Origin of the sequence: Dellaglioa algida, assembly GCF_030127605.1 — a bacterium.
Taxonomy (GTDB): Bacteria; Bacillota; Bacilli; order Lactobacillales; family Lactobacillaceae; genus Dellaglioa; species Dellaglioa algida.
On sequence record NZ_JANXLE010000005.1, the window covers coordinates 60,565 to 77,954 of the forward strand.

The 17,390-nt window shown below is 36.6% G+C and carries 16 protein-coding genes; 13 read left to right on the top strand and 3 right to left on the bottom strand.

Translation table 11 applies throughout. From position 1 onward, the window contains the following. Positions 1–6 precede the first annotated feature (6 nt). From N0K73_RS05420 to N0K73_RS05475, 12 genes are all read left to right on the top strand, one after another. Positions 7–468 carry a phage tail tube protein gene (locus tag N0K73_RS05420; protein ID WP_284068643.1) on the top strand — a complete coding sequence of 154 codons (462 nt, stop codon included), beginning with the start codon at positions 7–9 and terminating at the stop codon, positions 466–468. 109 nt (positions 469–577) lie between these two features. Next, positions 578–742: a hypothetical protein gene (locus N0K73_RS05425; RefSeq protein WP_284068644.1), complete on the top strand. Its 165-nt coding sequence runs from the start codon at positions 578–580 to the stop codon at positions 740–742. Between the two features lie 55 nt (positions 743–797). Beyond that, positions 798–1,223, top strand: a complete 426-nt coding sequence (locus N0K73_RS05430; protein ID WP_284068645.1) for a hypothetical protein — start codon at positions 798–800, stop codon at positions 1,221–1,223. Positions 1,224–1,237: 14 nt separating this feature from the next. Next, entirely contained in the window at positions 1,238–1,852 is a 615-nt protein-coding gene (locus N0K73_RS05435; RefSeq protein WP_284068646.1) for a Gp15 family bacteriophage protein, read from the top strand. After that, on the top strand, positions 1,845–5,669 hold the full coding sequence (locus N0K73_RS05440) for a tape measure protein (RefSeq protein WP_284068647.1): 3,825 nt from the start codon (positions 1,845–1,847) through the stop codon (positions 5,667–5,669). The genes N0K73_RS05435 and N0K73_RS05440 overlap by 8 nt, the downstream gene beginning before the upstream one ends. Then, positions 5,666–6,397 (top strand): phage tail protein, encoded by a 732-nt coding sequence (locus N0K73_RS05445; RefSeq protein ID WP_284068648.1) that lies wholly within the window; start codon positions 5,666–5,668, stop codon positions 6,395–6,397. The genes N0K73_RS05440 and N0K73_RS05445 overlap by 4 nt, the downstream gene beginning before the upstream one ends. Next, positions 6,394–12,660, top strand: coding sequence for a phage tail spike protein (locus N0K73_RS05450; protein ID WP_284068649.1), 6,267 nt, complete (start codon positions 6,394–6,396; stop codon positions 12,658–12,660). Before N0K73_RS05445 ends, N0K73_RS05450 begins: the two co-directional genes overlap by 4 nt. After that, positions 12,650–13,063 (top strand): DUF1617 family protein, encoded by a 414-nt coding sequence (locus N0K73_RS05455; protein ID WP_146303452.1) that lies wholly within the window; start codon positions 12,650–12,652, stop codon positions 13,061–13,063. Before N0K73_RS05450 ends, N0K73_RS05455 begins: the two co-directional genes overlap by 11 nt. Next, a complete protein-coding gene (locus N0K73_RS05460) occupies positions 13,063–13,305 on the top strand; it encodes a hypothetical protein (RefSeq protein WP_284064967.1) in 243 nt (80 codons plus the stop codon). The genes N0K73_RS05455 and N0K73_RS05460 overlap by 1 nt, the downstream gene beginning before the upstream one ends. Positions 13,306–13,345: 40 nt before the next feature. Beyond that, on the top strand, positions 13,346–13,624 hold the full coding sequence (locus N0K73_RS05465) for a hypothetical protein (RefSeq protein WP_284064968.1): 279 nt from the start codon (positions 13,346–13,348) through the stop codon (positions 13,622–13,624). A 50-nt stretch (positions 13,625–13,674) separates the two neighbouring features. Then, positions 13,675–13,896, top strand: coding sequence for a phage holin (locus tag N0K73_RS05470; RefSeq protein WP_284060752.1), 222 nt, complete (start codon positions 13,675–13,677; stop codon positions 13,894–13,896). Then, complete coding sequence (locus N0K73_RS05475) at positions 13,886–14,809, top strand: peptidoglycan recognition protein family protein (RefSeq protein WP_284068650.1); 924 nt, start codon at positions 13,886–13,888, stop codon at positions 14,807–14,809. Before N0K73_RS05470 ends, N0K73_RS05475 begins: the two co-directional genes overlap by 11 nt. Before the next feature lie 49 nt (positions 14,810–14,858). Here the strand turns inward: N0K73_RS05475 and N0K73_RS05480 are convergent, their stop codons facing one another. The 3 genes from N0K73_RS05480 to N0K73_RS05490 form a co-directional block, all read right to left on the bottom strand. Continuing rightward, a complete protein-coding gene (locus N0K73_RS05480; protein WP_284068651.1) occupies positions 14,859–15,293 on the bottom strand; it encodes a hypothetical protein in 435 nt (144 codons plus the stop codon). After that, complete coding sequence (locus tag N0K73_RS05485) at positions 15,293–15,658, bottom strand: hypothetical protein (protein WP_284068652.1); 366 nt, start codon at positions 15,656–15,658, stop codon at positions 15,293–15,295. The genes N0K73_RS05480 and N0K73_RS05485 overlap by 1 nt, the downstream gene beginning before the upstream one ends. Before the next feature lie 141 nt (positions 15,659–15,799). Next, on the bottom strand, positions 15,800–16,261 hold the full coding sequence (locus N0K73_RS05490) for an AP2/ERF family transcription factor (protein WP_284068653.1): 462 nt from the start codon (positions 16,259–16,261) through the stop codon (positions 15,800–15,802). A 494-nt stretch (positions 16,262–16,755) separates the two neighbouring features. Here N0K73_RS05490 and N0K73_RS05495 point away from each other — a divergent pair, with 494 nt between their 5' ends. Further along, positions 16,756–17,328, top strand: coding sequence for a dihydrofolate reductase family protein (locus tag N0K73_RS05495; RefSeq protein ID WP_112251141.1), 573 nt, complete (start codon positions 16,756–16,758; stop codon positions 17,326–17,328). Positions 17,329–17,390 lie beyond the last annotated feature (62 nt).

Genomic DNA, 17,390 nt, shown 5'->3' on the forward strand with positions numbered 1-17,390 from the left:
AGAATAATGGCAAGATTAAAAAATGCATTACGCGGACACTTTGTAGCACCGATGGATCCTAAAGACGCTACAAAAACACCAGCTGAAGAGAAATGGTTAGAATTAGCACGTGGTATTACATCTATTGGGGACGATACTGATGAAGAAACAGATGATACTGGATTTTATGACGGTGATGGGAACCCTGAAACAACGGTTACTTCGGTTACAGGGGCATATAGTCCAGAAGGATATTATGATCCTGAAGATCCTGCACAGGAACTTATTGCTGGAATGAAATATAAAACTGGTAGTGAACGTAATTTGTGGCACAAGGTAATTTCGTCAGATGGTAAAACGCAAACAATAGGACCAGCAACGGCAACAGATATTATTGCTGGAGCTGGGGATGCAACGGAGTACGAGGACTTTAGTTGTACAATTAAATATAATAAAATTCCAACTATTTCAGTTGTGACACCCAAATAAGCCTGACCCAATAAGTGTTAAATTAAGCAAAACTACATTAACACTGGGAGTTGGTGTAACAGATAGTAGCGTGACTGCTTCTATCTAACCGACTGGCGCAAATCAAGAAATGACAGTTACGAGTGCAGATGTCAAAATTGCTACAGCTACTTTAATTAGTGGCAAGCTAGAAATTAAGGGTATCGCAGCTGGAATTGTAAAAGTCAATATTACAAGTAAAAGTAAACCAACGGTAAAAGCGGAATTGTCCGTAACCGTAGAAACAACTAAATAACACATAACTAAAGACTGGGGAAAACCCAGTCTTATTTTTTTAGGAGGAATTTAAAATGGCAGTAGTAATTAAACAAAAAACAACAGTGATCCCTGTAGAATTTGAGGGAGAAAATGGTAAGACGACACATAAATTTGAATTTAATGCAACAGATGATAAATTAGAAAATTTTAGAAATTCGTTAAATGAAAGTTATAAAAAAATTAAAAATATTGATAAAAACAAAGAAGGTTTAACATCGGAAAAGCAAGAGGCTAAGCTGATGAGCGTCATCAAAGAAACGTTAGATGATATGTGTGGAAAAGGGGCGTTTGATGAACTCTACAAGGAAACTAAAAGTAAGGTCATTATGGTTAGTTATGTATTTTCAATCGGGGAAGGATTGACTAACGAAATTGATAATTTAGGTATTACAAGCAAAACACAAAAAGAAATGGCTGATAAATATTTGAAAGATAAAAAAAGAAAATCAAATAAATAAGCGAGGTGTAGATTATGCTCTCACTTGCTAATTCAGAAGAAAATGAAATTGAATTTAATGGCATTTTTTATAATGTTGATACTTCTTTTAATAATATTATCAAAGTAATTAATTTTTGTAAGGAAAAAATAGATAATGATGAGTTCTTTTACAGAGTATTTTTTGAATTAATGTTAGATGAAGTTCCTGATTTAGGTCGATTGGATGAAAATAATAAAAATTATTCAGACCTTGTTAATGGACTGCTAAATAATTTTATTTTTTTGACTAAAGTTGATGACGTTGTTGAACATGATCTAAGTGGAAATCCTCTTCCGCAAAAATATATAAGTAAAAATAAAAGTGATTATGACTTAGATTTTGATGCTGACCTTATTTATTCAGCATTTATGCAGACTTATGGGATTGATTTGATTGATCAACAGGGAAAGTTAAGTTGGTCTCGATTTAATGCATTATTGAATAGTCTTCCTAACAATACTAGATTTGTTCAAGTTAGAGAAATTAGAACAAAGGAATTACCGAAGGGGAAAGGTACAGCTAAGGAAAGACGAGAATTATTAAAAGCTAAAAAGAAGTTTGCACTACCTGGGCAAAAAATAGAAGGAAAGGAGGAAGAAAATGAGTGATGGAACTGTTAAAATATCCGTTATTTCTGATGTTAAACAGGCTATAAAAAACCTGAATGGTTTAATGAAAACAGCTAGTGGTATTGGCCGAACTGGTGGGCCTGATAAATTAAAAGGTGGCATAGACGGCGTCGGTAATTCAGCCAAGAAATCAATTGGTGGAATTAAAAGCATGGTCACATCTTTAGGATTAGTTAAGGTTGCTAGTATGGCATTTAGTACCTTGAAAGATTCGATGGATGGGGCAATAAAGCGTGTTGATACTTTAAATAATTCTAATAGAGTATTTAAAAATATGGGATTTACAACAAAAGACATAACACAAACAATGAATGACCTGAAAGGTAGTATTCAAGGGTTACCTACTCCGTTAGATGGTGCTGTGAAAGGCGTTCAATTGATAGCTTCATCTACGAACGACTTAGGTAAATCACAAAAGATATTCGCTGCCTTAAATGATGGAATATTAGGTTTTGGCGGAACAACAGACCAAGTTAACAATGCAGTTGTTCAATTATCGCAATCCTTTTCAAATGGGAAAGTTGATGCTGAAACTTGGAATTCTATGATAAATTCAGGATTGGGACCAGCATTAAATGCCTTAGCTAAAGAAATGGGTATGACTTCTGGACAGTTAAAGGCAGGATTATCAGATGGAAGTATTAGTGTATCTAAATTCCAAGATGCATTAATTAATTTGGATACAAAAGGTGGCGGTGGTCTTAAGTCACTCCATACAATTGTACAAGATGCAACTAGTGGTATTGGAACATCTATTTCTAATATGAAAACTGCGGTAACTCGTGGATTAGCTAATTTAATAACAGCTTTTGACAATCTGTTAAAAACTGTTTTAGGTACAGATATAGCCACTATCATTACTAATAGTGGTGCACGTACAGAGGCAGCTCTTAATAAAGTAGTATCCGCATTGGGTGTAGTAGGTCCTAAAATTAAAGAACTTTTAGATTTTGTATCAAAACATCAAGATGTATTTAAAACATTAGCAGCAGCTATAATGGCAGGCGCTACTGCTTTTTTTGTTATGAAAGGAGCTATAGTAGCTTACAGTGCTGTAAATACTGCAATCGCAGCTACTAAAATTTTTATAGAAACACTGCAAATATTGAAGTTAGAATTTATTGCATCATCCGCGTCTGCTGGTGTAGCAACAAGCGCATTTCGAGCGCTATCTTATGCATTTGGCACAACTACGGTTATCGGAGTATTAATCGTTGCAATAGCGGCATTAGTTGGTGGATTAACGTATTTCTTTACTAAAACAAAAAAAGGTCAAGAAGTATGGGCCTCATTTATGCAGGTACTTAGTAATGGAATGGATGTTGCTAAAAAATCTTTTGATACATTTATTCAAAAATTTGGACAATTATTATCTGATGTACAGTCTAATTTGAATGCTATGAAACAAGGTTTTGAACAATTTTCATCCGTTGTAAAAAGTGCATTAAACGTTGTAGTAGCTAAATTCGGACAATTATTATCTGCTATACAGCCTGGTTTGAAAATTATGAAACAAGGATTTATAGATTTAGGAAGCAGTATAAGTAGTTCTTTAAGCCCAATAATAGATGCAGTTAAAAATAAAATGGATCAGCTTGCTATTAGAATGGGAATTGCTGGTCAAGGAATTAATAGTATTTTTGGTAAGGCAATAGAAGTTGTTGCTCCATTACTTGAAAAATTTGGTGGTTCACTTGGTTATGCTGGTACAGCCCTAAGCGTTGTCGTTACTGCACTTAAGTTTGCTGCTTTGGCTTTTTTAGGTGTAAGTGGACCAATGGGACTTGTGATTGGATTGGTAACCAGTTTTGTTATGGCTTGGATAAAAACAGGTGATTTATCAGCTGATGGAATAACAAAAGTGTTCGATAATTTATCTGCAACCATCGAAACAGTTACTGCAGCTATAGAAAAATATTTACCGGAAATTATTGCTACCGGAACGGACATTATCGTTAAGCTAGTAGAAGGTATTACCACAGCAATTCCGATGATTGTTGATGCAATGATAGGCATTATAGATAAATTAATAGATGCCATTACATTAGTACTACCTGTCTTAATAGAAGCAGGAACTAACATATTAGTAGCGCTTTTGAATGGGATTATTACAGCTTTACCGCAGATAGTGGATGCAGTTATAACAATTGTTAACACTTTGTTGAACGCCATCTTGCCACTATTACCTATGATATTGCTCGCAGGGATACAGATATTGATAGCGTTAATAAATGGGATAGTTCAAGCTTTACCTCAACTTATAACTTTATTCGTTACAATTGTTCCTCAAATTATAGAAACGCTTATTTCACTATTACCGATGCTTATGAATGCTGGTATCCAAATATTAATGGCGCTTATTAGTGGAATTATTAGCATCCTGCCACAATTAATAAGTGTATCAATTCAACTTATTATGGCAATTATAAATGCGTTAATAATTAGTTTACCCATGATTATAGATGCAGGTGTAAAGATACTTATGGCATTAGTAAGCGGGATAATTAAAATATTACCCGTCTTAATAGAAGCAGCAATTGAACTTATATTAGCTATTGTAAGTGCTCTAATAAAAAGTCTACCTATGATTATAGATGCAGGTGTAAAGATACTTATGGCATTGATAAACGGGATAATTAAAATATTACCTCAATTAATAGAAGCAGCACTTAGAATTATATTGGCTTTAGTAAATGCTTTAATAGAGAACTTACCATTAATTATTGATGCAGGTATAAAACTATTGTTAGCTTTAATTAACGGATTAATTAAAGTATTACCTCAATTAATAATGGCAGCATTAAGAATAATTGTAGCATTAGCAAAAGCATTGATAGATAACATGCCTAAAATTATAGCTGCGGGTGTTAAATTATTAATGGCATTAATAAACGGATTAATTAAAGTATTACCTCAATTAATAATGGCAGCATTAAGAATAATTATAGCTTTAGCAAAAGCATTGATAGATAACATGCCTAAAATTATAGCTGCGGGTGTTAAATTATTAATGGCATTAATAAACGGATTAATTAAAGTACTACCGCAATTAATAATGGCAGCATTAAGAATAATTGTAGCATTAGCGAAGGCCCTGATAGACAATATGCCTAGAATTATAAGCGCTGGCGCACAAGTTGTAATGGCATTGATTAAAGGTATCGGTAAACTACTTGGTTCACTACTCAGTAAAGGTGGCGAAATGGTAGGTAAAATTGGCTCAGGAATTAGTAACGCTATAGGAGATATGGTAAATGCTGGACGAGCTATTGTGTCAGGTTTATTAAGTGGTTTAGTTAAAGGATTCGAAAAGGTAAAAAATACTGTTAGCGGTTGGGCTCAGTGGATTAAAGACCACAAAGGACCCATTTCCTATGATAAAAAATTATTAATTGAAAATGGTAATGCTATTGTGTACGGATTGAATCGTGGATTAACTGATAAATTTAGTGCTGTCCAAAGAACCGTAAAGAATATGACAGAAATGATTAATGACACAGTGGAAGATGGATTAGATACTGATCCATTTATCGGTTTATCAAACGCTTCTATGCCGGCGCTTGAGGGCTTCCGAAATGGAACTATAACAGCTGAATCAATGTTATCGAATAACTCTAGCGGTTCTAACAGGAATTCGTCCAATTTGATAAACAATAACGGAAATACAACTAACACCAACGATCATTCTGTTATTTTTAAAGTTGAAAATCTAAACTGGAATAACAAAGAAGACATTAGAAAAACGATGCAAGATATTGCATGGGTAACTCAAACGGAAGGAGCGAGAATGGAATGATGATAACAAGTTATTTTGAATATAACGGTAAAAAGTCTAATGTATTCGGCCTCAGGGTTCAAGCAGGCATTGATATTTCTGGGCCTGAATCAGACGTGACGTTTATCGAAGTGCCTGGTGTTGATGGCGATATTGCCATTGATAATAAACGATTAAAAGCAGTCCAAAGAGGATTGCCGTGTTCTCTTTATCCAGTAGGTGCAATCGAAAAAAGTATTGATGAAATTGATGAATGGCTAAAAAAAGACGTAGGTTGGCGACCTTTGTCGTTCTCGTGGGAACCAGAATATCAATATAGTGCCATTTTAAGTGAAGGCATTCCATTTGATATCACTCTCAAAAAGTTTTCAAAAGCCGTTTTTAATTTTAAAATTATGCCATATAAATATCTAAAAACGGGATTAACTTCACAAACATTAACTAACGGACAGATATTAAAAAATCCATTTCAACGTAAAAGTAAACCGATTTTTGAAATTGTTGGAACTGGTGATATGGATTTAACAATTAACTCAAAAAAGTATAGTTTTAAAGGAATTGATACTGATATTAAAGTCGATTCACTCGCTCAAAATGCGGTAAGAATTAGCGTTAATAATAAACTGGAAAATGATAAGCTTTATTTCTTTCCATTTCCGGAACTAGGAGCGGGAGACAATAAAATATCATGGACGGGCTCAGGAATAACTAGTGTTAAAATAATGCCCAGATGGGAGCGTGTTGTATGAGTTTTCCTATTTTATATGAGTCTAACGCAACCAATTTCTTTAATAACGGAATTGGAGTGTTAACCGATACGATCAGTGCCAACGTTACAACTGAAAGAAATGGGATATTTGAATTAGAGATGAGCTATCCAATTACTGGACGGCTTTTTTCTTATCTTAAAAATGGCAGAGTTATTAAGGCTGACTCTGGTCAAGAGATTTACACGAAAGACCAACGATTTAGAATTGTTAAAATAACTAAACCGTTGTCCGGAATAGTTACCGTATATGCCCAACACGTAAGTTATTTAACAAATAAGCTAACATTAAAACCAGTTGTTACTATTAACGATTCCGATGCAACGATTGCGTTAGGGATGTGGAAATCATCAATTGTTGATAAAAATGAATTTGTTGTCGATTCAGATATTACAACTAAGAATAGTGCAGCGTGGAGCATTAAAACACAAAAAAATGCACGTGAAGCACTAGGCGGAGTGGCTGGGTCAATTCTCCAAAACTGGGGCGGAGAATATATATTCGATAATTATCATATTAGCTTAAAGAATAGAAGGGGAAAAACAAGCGCTGCTATCCTAGCTTATGGTAAAAATATAACTGAATTCACGCAAGAAGAAACCGTCATGACAACATATACTTCGATTCAGCCGTTTTCGACATATACACCAGAAGGCGAGAATCAACAAGAAATAGTTGTTACCTTGCCGGAATACTTTGTAGATTCTGAATATATTAAAAATTACCCAGAACGAAATATTTTACCAGTTGATTTTACTGATAAGGAAATAAAAACGGTCGATAGTTTAAGGAAGGCCGCAATTTCTTATATGAAATCTAATAGTATTGGTGTTCCGAGCGTTTCAATTGAATTGTCTTATCAGGATTTGACAAATACATTAAATTTTGAAAATGGAGTAATTGAGCAGGTTAATTTATGTGATGAGGTATCTATTTATTTTGATGCTTTAGGAGTTAGAACAAAAGCAAAAGTCATCAAAACAGAGTGGAATGTATTACTTGATCGTTATGAGTCTCTAGAAATCGGAGAGCCTAAATACTCTCTTTCAAGTCAACTTAACCAGATAGCCAATGATGTGAGTGACGCTAAAGATGCCGCAAACGATGCACAAAATACCGCAGAAAATGCGGCTAATGGGTTTAACACTATATTCCGTGGACCTGATATGCCAACTGCTAGAAAAAATGGCGATTTATGGTATAAACCTGATGGGGAATTTGAAGAATTATATATCTGGGATGGTACTATCTGGAAATTTGTGATGTCAACACGAAAAACATCCGAGATATCAGATGCGGTAGATGAAGCTCAAAAAGATGCTGAAGAAGCAAAGAATCAGGCTAACGAATCAGTAGCCGCTGCCAATGACGCGGCAGCCAAAGCGGGATTTGCAAAAGACACGGCGACACAAGCTAAATCAGATGCGGCCGCAGCTGGTCAACAGGCTAAAGACGCTTTAACAAGCGCTGGAACTGCTATAACCGACGCCAAAAACGCCTTAACTAATTCAAGTAGCGCAACGGCTGACTCGGCTCAAGCGAGAAAAGATTCTGCTACTGCTAAAATTCAAGCGGCCAATGCGGCCACTCAAGCCAATCAAGCTGTAACAGATGCCACAACGGCCAAAGCCGATGCAAACACTGCGAAAGCAAATGCAACACAGGCAATCAACGATGCAGCTACTGCAAAAGGTCAGGCGGCTAGTGCTTTAGGACAAGCTAACACAGCAATTAATAATGCGGCTAATGCGCTGGATAAATTTAATAATCTTGCGATTGGCGGTCGAAATTATTTAGCTGACACAAGCGCCACTTGGAAAATGCAAGGTTCTGGCGTCACTAATCAGAGCAGCTCGATAAAGTGGCTGTTCACATTTGGAACAATCAAGCAAGCGCCGTTTAATGACGGCGATTATGTGACCGTGTCTTTTGATTATATAAACGTTGGTACGGGGGCGTACGGGACTATATTGCCTCAGTTCAACAACATACCGTGGGGGACATTCCGAGATGGGGACGCTATGAAGGAAAACGGACACTTTGTGCGTACTGTTCAATGGCAGTCAGATTGGACTACAAGCGGTACTGCTACTGGTATTCAAATTCGTATGGACAATGTTGCTACCACAAGAACAGTTACTGTATATAACATGCAGTTTGAGCGAGGGAATAAAGCAACCGACTATAAGGCTGCACCAGAAGATGTGCAGCAACAATTTACGAACATTGATGGTGAACTTGCAAGCAAAGTTAGCCAAACGACTTATAACACGCTAGCCGGCACAGTGGATACGGTCAGCACACTAGCTAAGCAAAATCAGTCAACAATTAGTACACTAGCGACAAAAACTAGCGTGGACACGGTCAGCAAAACGGCAACAACGGCTCAGACCCTAGCGCAACAAAATGCAAACGAATTGCTCAACAAGGCTAGTACTAACACGGTTGACACCTTAAATCAGCGGGTCACAACTGCAGAGAGTACACTCAGTCAAACGGCGACAAAAGCCGAGCTAGCACTGACTAACACGGACGTGGATAAATTAAACGATACGGTAGCCAGTCAAGTGCTAGATATCACAGCTACAGCAGACGGGTTAAAGCTTAAAGCTGATAGCTCAACCATATCCGATCTGGCTAGTACGGTGGCCCAAAATAGTGCTCAACTTGGTTTAACCGCCACAAAAGCTGATTTAGCACTAACGCAAAACGACGTCAATGACCTTGATGATACGGTTAACAAACAGGCGACGCAATTAGCGTTGACCGCGACAAAGGCTGAGCTACAGGTAGCCCAGACCAACGTGGACAATCTCGAAAAGACGGTCACCAGTAACACTGCCGGAATGGCGGCTAATGCAAACGCACTTAAGCTTAAAGCCGACAGCTCAACGGTATCGTCCTTAGACGGTCGTGTAACTAATCTCAGCGGGCAACTTGATGTGCAGGCGGATAAGATTGCCGCCACGGTCACGGCCAACGATGTGACGGGCATGCTCAACGGCTACGCCACTCAAACATGGACACAGGGGCAGATTAAAACAACGGCTGAAAATATTCAATTATCAGTTTCTAAAGTTCAAAATAATTTAGATAACGTTCAAATCGGTGGTCGTAATTATGCGCTTGGAACTTCTACAAAATTTAGTTTTAAATCATATAAAAACCTAAAACTATCGGCCGTTCCAAAAAATAGCGAGTTTACAATCACTGCAGAAGTAAATCAAATTGGTGGTTCTGGAAAAGTGCTTGTCGGAATGAGTACAGCAGAAAATAAAATAGTCGCATTAGTTATTGCATCAATTAATAAAGGTAGAATTTCAGCAACGATTAAAACAGATGAAAATAGCGAGTATACGCAACTGATAATATACTCAGATGCAAGTTATCCAGAATCTCAAAATGTAAATGTAGTTTATGAAAAAATAATGGTGAGTTTAGGAAACAAAGGAATGGACTGGACACCAGCACCCGAAGAACTGGCTTCGGAAGTACAATTTAGTCAACTGCAAGTAACAGTAAATGGTATTCAAGGCACAGTACAGAATAAGGCTGACCAGTCGCAAGTCACGCAACTGGCTAACCAGATCAGTTTAAAAGCCGACACAACAGCGCTCAATACTTTAAAAGGGACTGTTGACAAACAAGGTTCCGGAATAACGCTTAACACTAATTCGATTAAGTTGAAAGCTGATCAGAGTTCAGTTGACACTTTAAAAGGGACTGTTGACAAACAAGGTTCCGGAATAACGCTTAACACTAATTCGATTAAGTTGAAAGCTGATCAGAGTTCAGTTGACACTTTAAAAGGGACTGTTGACAAACAGGGCAGCGCCATTGACGTCAACACGAAATCAATTGCTTTAAAAGCCAGTCAAAGTACCGTTAATACGTTAACCGGCAGAGTAACCTCGGCCGAAGGTAAATTAATTGTCCAAGCCGGTCAGATTTCTCAAACGGTTAGTAAGAATGAATTGACTAATACACTTGGAAGTTATGCCACTCAAACATGGACGCAGGGGCAGATTAAAACAACGGCTGAAAATATTCAATTATCAGTTTCTAAAGTTCAAAATAATTTAGATAACGTTCAAATCGGTGGTCGTAATTATGCGCTTGGAACTTCTACAAAATTTAGTTTTAAATCATATAAAAACCTAAAACTATCGGCCGTTCCAAAAAATAGCGAGTTTACAATCACTGCAGAAGTAAATCAAATTGGTGGTTCTGGAAAAGTGCTTGTCGGAATGAGTACAGCAGAAAATAAAATAGTCGCATCAGTTATTGCATCAATTAATAAAGGTAGAATTTCAGCAACGATTAAAACAGATGAAAATAGCGAGTATACGCAACTGATAATATACTCAGATGCAAGTTATCCAGAATCTCAAAATGTAAATGTAGTTTATGAAAAAATAATGGTGAGTTTAGGAAACAAAGGAATGGACTGGACACCAGCACCCGAAGAACTGGCTTCGGAAATTGAGTTTTCAAATTTGGAAATTAAAGTAAACGGGATACAAAGCACCGTAGCCGGTAAAGCTGACCAGTCCCAAGTCACTCAATTAGCAAGTCAGTGGACGGCAGTAGTTGGTGATTTGGGCGGAGATAACATGATTTATGACGGATCGTTCTCTCAAACCAAACTAGGTACTCAGCCTGAATGGTGGGGTAAAAGAGACTACATCACAGTAGTGGAAAGTCCTACCGATAACGCTATTGTCCAAAAAGGAACACCGGTAATGCAGATAATAGGCCATGTAATAGGAAATGCGGATACATACGCATCCATGATGCCCGTCAAAGCTGGTGATGAGTTTTACGGAGAAATGAAAGCTAGGTGGCAGTCGGCTGCAACGACCGGAAGTATTGTACTAGGATTTATCCTATACGATTCTGATAAAAAAATAATACAAACGGCGTTCGTTGCCTCTTCTTCATCAGCGCATGATTGGAAAAAATTATCGGGCACTTTAACAATGCCTGCAAATACAGCATACGCACGCCCGTGGGTTAGTTGGAACGGTAAGAACCCAGCTGATAGATATGTAATGGTAACTGATTTAGTAATGCGAAGAAATAGCGCAACGCAGGGACAGATAACACTGCTCAAAAGTGACATTAATCTCCGTGTTCAAAAAGGCGATGTCATCAATCAAATTAACATCAGCCCAAAAGGTATCTTAATCGACGGCAAAAAGACGCACATAACTGGTCAAACCACAATCGACAATGCGGTCATAAAAGACGCAATGATTGCGACTATTAAAGCCGATAAAATCACAGCTGGAACGATTAATGCGGCTAACGTTAACATTATTAATATGAATGCGAATAACATTTCATCGGGGACTATCAGTGGGATAAATATTTCTGGTGTGACCTTTAGGGGAACGGATATGTTCCTTGAAAATAAACTAACAATCGGAACGAACGGTGGTATTTTTTCAGATTTTGACTATGGTGAAACAATCGGACAGGCACTTGATCCAAGGTGGTGGAAGGGTGATGTTAAATTCACAAAAAACTACCTGGGATACTATGCGCAAGAATACGTTGGGGCCGCTGGTGGTAAACCGGGGGCTTATTTAGGTAGTGTTCAAACCTTTATTGGACCTGATTATTTTAAAATTAGGAAATACACAAATAGTTCAAATACGGACATGATTGGCCGAGTAGACATGAAAGCCGAATATTTCCAAATAGCATCGGGAGCTAGTGCGCATGCTAATGGCGTCATGATGTACGCGAATGGTGATATTAACGCAAGTGGGTCAATAAATGCTAGCCAAGGTATGTACGCGGGAAAATTTAGACTTGGGACAAAAGGACATACTTTTGGAACCATGGATGATGGTGAGGTTTACTTTTTGAAAAAAAATGAAAGTCCGCTTGGCATACACGCCGCTGCGTTTCATCAGGGTTCTTTGAAAAGTATTAAAAAGAATTTTGAAGCAACATTCTCAAAAGATTCATTGGAAATACTGGACGGTATGAATATTCAGAAATGGAACTATAAAGGTGAATCTGATTTGAAAAAGAAACATATCGGATTGGTTATTGATGATTTAACTGAAGTACGTTCTTTAAAAAATAAATTAGAGACGCCAAGCCCGGTATTATCTGACGATGATAAATCTGTCGATTTAAATAATTTCGTTGGATTATTAGTATCTGCAGTGCAAGAATTGAGTAAACAGGTTAAAACACTAAAAAAGGAAGAGGTAGAAATAAATGAAAATTAGAAATCAACATTTAGTACTCACAATCAATTTTTTACAAAACATGAAATTAAAGGCAGCGGAATCACGGTCGCGGAGTAAATTAGTCAAACTGTTATCCGAAAAATTAAAGGAATTACAAACAGATGAAAAAGCATTATTAGAAGAATACGCGGTTAAGGACGAAGACGGTAAAGCTGTGATGATTGATGAAAATCAATATGATATTGCTAAAGAAAATAAGCCAGAATTCGGTAAAGAACATGTGGTGTTACTTAATGAAGAAGTAACCATTACAACGACTGATTACGCTGAATATGTTGAGAATGTAAAAAAATCACTAGAAGCATATGATGAAGAACTCTCTGGAACAGATGCAGACGTCTATGACCTATTAATGAATGAACTAGAAAAGGGGAATAACTAATGTTAAAAACAGATAAAACAACGAGCTTAACGGGTCAATCAATAATTGGTAATGATATGGTCATGTCATTTAACGCAAATATTGGACAAGAAGGAAATGGGTCAACGTTTTCGTCCAATGTGTTAAATCAAGAATTGTATGCAGCTAATCGAGTCGAATGTCGAAAAGATAAAGATGAGTTTGAAAAGAAGATGTATGAAATTCAAGATGCTTTGATTGATGAAAAGGAAGTAACTAAATAATCGTGTTACCTTATGTTAAAAACGAAATGAGGTGATGAGATTGAAAGTATGGGGGATTAATGTTGGAGACTTAGCGGCAATCACAACTATCCTAGGTTTTGGATTCGGTGGCATTACATTATTGTTCAAACGAGTTGTGGTTATGCCGCTAACTAATTCAATTGATTCTTTAACTGAAGAATTAAATGCCAGTAAAAGGGATAGAAAGGCATTGCGTGATGATCTTAATTCGTTAAGTATAAAAGTCATTAAAGTGGAAGATAAGACTGAAGCTTTAGGAGAGAAATTAGATGGACATATGGATATGTATCACAAGTAGAGCAGCTCAATGAGGTGTTTATTTTTTTACGAAAAATTAGGAGGAAACACATGGAAAATATCAACGTCAATTGGCATTCAAAGGCGCTATGGGTATCATTAACTAGTCTATTCATTGTATTGATCCAGCAAATATTCGCTTTATTTGGCTTAACGTTGCCAGAAGGATTTGAAAGCCAAGTAGGTGGTTTAATTAATACACTGTTAACGATTGGCGGATTATTTGGGATTGTATATGACACAAATAAAAAGGAGATTATAAATGAAGATTAAAACTAAATACGCAAAAATCATGGCTACCATCGCGGTGGCCTTTTCTTTTGCCCTAATTTACACGAACAAGGTAGAAGCATACGAAATTAATAAAACGTATCAGTTAGCAGGTAATCAAGGGGATATGCGTGTTGCTAAGCGAAACGTTATTATTGCGCATGACGTAGGTAATCCAACCACACTTGGACTAAATAACGCAATTTACATGAATCGAACATTCAATTCAGCCTATACGCATTTCGTGATTGATGGCGATACTGCTTATCAAGTTGGGACCCCTGGTTATGTCGCTTGGGGTGCGGGTTCATGGGCAAATGAAAATAGTCCGGCACAGATTGAGATTGATAACTCATATGATCCTGCTCATTTTGCGAAGAGTTACAAAACGTACATCGAGTTAATCCGTGATATGGCCAAGAAGTATAGGATTGATTTAACGCTAGATAGCTCAAACCTGTACGCCGGCGTTAAAACACATGCGTGGGTTACTGCCAACATTTGGGGTGACCACATGGATCCGTACGATTATTTAGCAAGTATGGGCGTATCAAAAACTAAGTTCGCGAATGATATCAGGAATGGTACTGGGTCAATCGAAAAACCAAGTAAACCAGAAATTACTAATCCGGTAGCACCTGTGAAACCAAGCACGAATGGTACGTTTAAAGATGGCCAATATACTATCACGAAAGAAACTGGGACATTCTATCCAGATAGAGCCTTATCAATTTATGAATACCCTGGTATTAGTAATACTGGCGTTAAATACTATAAGGGTGAATCGGTTAAATATGTTGGTTACGTGAGAAATGGCGGTTATTTATATGTTGCGTACCATCCAGCATTCAATGAAAGATTAACCTATTACGTCGCCTGTCGTGATAATGGGGAAGCGTTAGGAAAATTTAAATAGAGTAAATTAAAAGCCTATCTCTTAATCGAGGTAGGCTTTATTTTTGTGTCTATTTTAAATCGTCAATCATATCGATTAGTTGGGTTTTTAAGTTATCTAAAGCTACTGCAGCGCGCTCATTTGTATCTGGACCCTCATCATAATAACGATTAAATGTGACTGTTTTTAAATTTAAGCCAGATTCATGCGCATTAATTAGCAGGTCTTCAAAATCTTCAATTAGTTTTTTATTCAACCAGGGATGTGCTTGAATGAAGTTAATAATAGGATTACCTTCTAATTTAAGCAACTCATCTAGTGCTTGACCGGCAGATTGACCAGTTGCTATTGCTAAAGCCTGGATCGTTTTAACACTAAATGTATTAATAGACCTAGAAACAGCATCATTCAAGGTTGATTGTTGAATGCCGGCCACTTTTGAGACGCGGTAACGGGTTAATTCATGCTTTTCTAAAAATAATTCTAACGCTTGTTTATCGGCCATTATTTTGAGCCTTTCATTGCTGAAGCGATTTGCTTGTTAGAAGGTAATGAGATACCGTCATTTCTATAAACTTTGCGCGCTGCACTCTTTTGACTCGCGTTACCGTAGAGCAATTTCATGCTATCAATCAGGTTTGGTTTTGTAGTAATGTTATCAATTGAATCATTTTTTTCTTGTGAAAATGAATGAGTGACGACACGGATTAGTTCGTTTTTCTTGTTATAGTGAACCGCGAAATCAGCGTAGTCACCGAGTGATGAATCTGAAGGAATGATTAGTACTGCACGTTCTGTTTCAGTAAGTTCGTTGTAGTTTTTGTATGCTAATGTGATAACACCGTTTTTTGCTTCGCTTTGAATTTTCATAATATATAATCTCCTTTTTATTTGCTTTTCTTCTATAAACATATAATACAACGTTATAACGTAGTAGTCAACGTTTTTTATAATAATATTTAATTTATTTCAAATAAAAAAGTCTAGCTCCAAAAAGGGGGAGTTAGACTACTATTGATCATTTAGATTATTTAATAATTTATCGGCTACTTTTTCACGCGCAGCTGCTGCTTCTTGAATAGTATTAAAGGTACCGATTCTTGTTCGGTTACCGTTAACTGTAATTTGAGCAGCATAATGGATTGCCCCGTCACGATATTTTATTTGTTTAACACCGGTAAATCCAGTAGTATTATCACTTCGTATTTTTCGATTCGAATCCAATAGGAAGACTGCAGTCCCATTTTTTCGCTTATCTTCATAACCCTTGTGCAGACCTGTATGGTTCACATCACGTTTTAGGTGGCCACAACTAACTGTATTGCCACTAATTAATTTATTGCTGGCCACAACAGTAGTATCTCCGCATGAGCATTGGCAGAACCAACCGGAATGACTACCGATATTATTACCCCGTTTAACAACGGTCAATTCACCAAATATTTTTCCCGTTAAATCATTTATACTAGGCATAGGGATGCCACCTTTCTTTTTACTTAATTAATAGACCCATTATATAGCAGAGAGCATCATTTTAAAATAATATATAATTGTTAACATTAATCAAAAATCTTATTTTCTCAATTAAACTAAAATATCCAGAAACTCTGTCATACCAGCGGGTCCCTTTTTTCCTAATTAAACTAAAATATTTTTTCCTTCTATTATATAGGGCATATATTATAGTTTATTTTTTAGGAAACATATTTAGTATCCAAAAATAGAGTAAAAATCATTTTAGTGGTAGTTTTGTGGTAGATGGTTGTCTAATCGCAATGATAATAGCGTATGCTGTAGTTACTCTTAAATAATTTAATTATTTTTGAATAGATTTTAGCCTAAGGCTACCCCATTTTGGGTTAGCTTTAGGCTATTTTTTTCACAAAAAAATAGCCTAAAGTGGTACAAATGTGGTACGGTAAAAAGCATTAAGGAATTGATTAGTATTTCAGGGGGAGGACTTTATAATGAATAAGAGAAAGGTTATTTTATACATTGCAATGAGTTTAGATGGTTATATTGCGGATGAAGATGGGTCAATTGATTTTTTGAATCTACACGATTCAGAGTTAAATGGGACATCACAAAGTGATTTTGAAGATTTTTACGCCGAAGTGGATACCGTTGTAATGGGTAATAAAACATATCAACAGGTCGTAACGGAATTATCACCGGAAGACTATCCTTATTCGAATGTAATATCATATGTATTAACCTCACAAAGTATAAAAGTTCAGGAAGAAAATGTTCACCTTGTGAATGAGCCAATTGACGCATTAGTGAAACGTCTTCGTGAAGCACCGGGACAATCAATTTGGATTGTGGGTGGATCTAGTGTAGTGACACCACTCATCGCGGCCAATTTGATTGATGAATATATTTTAACAACCATCCCGGTTATATTGGGCAGGGGTATTCCACTATTTCAGGTACAAGAGAAGTGGCTTGAATTAGTTCCGATTCAAACCAGTTTGAAAAATGGGTATATTCAAAGTGTCTATCATAAAGGTAATCTTTCAGAGGGTATCGAAAGAGACTAAGAACTATTTATTGTTTCTTAGTCTCTTACAAGTGAAAAAGCCGTTATTAAATAATGGCTTTT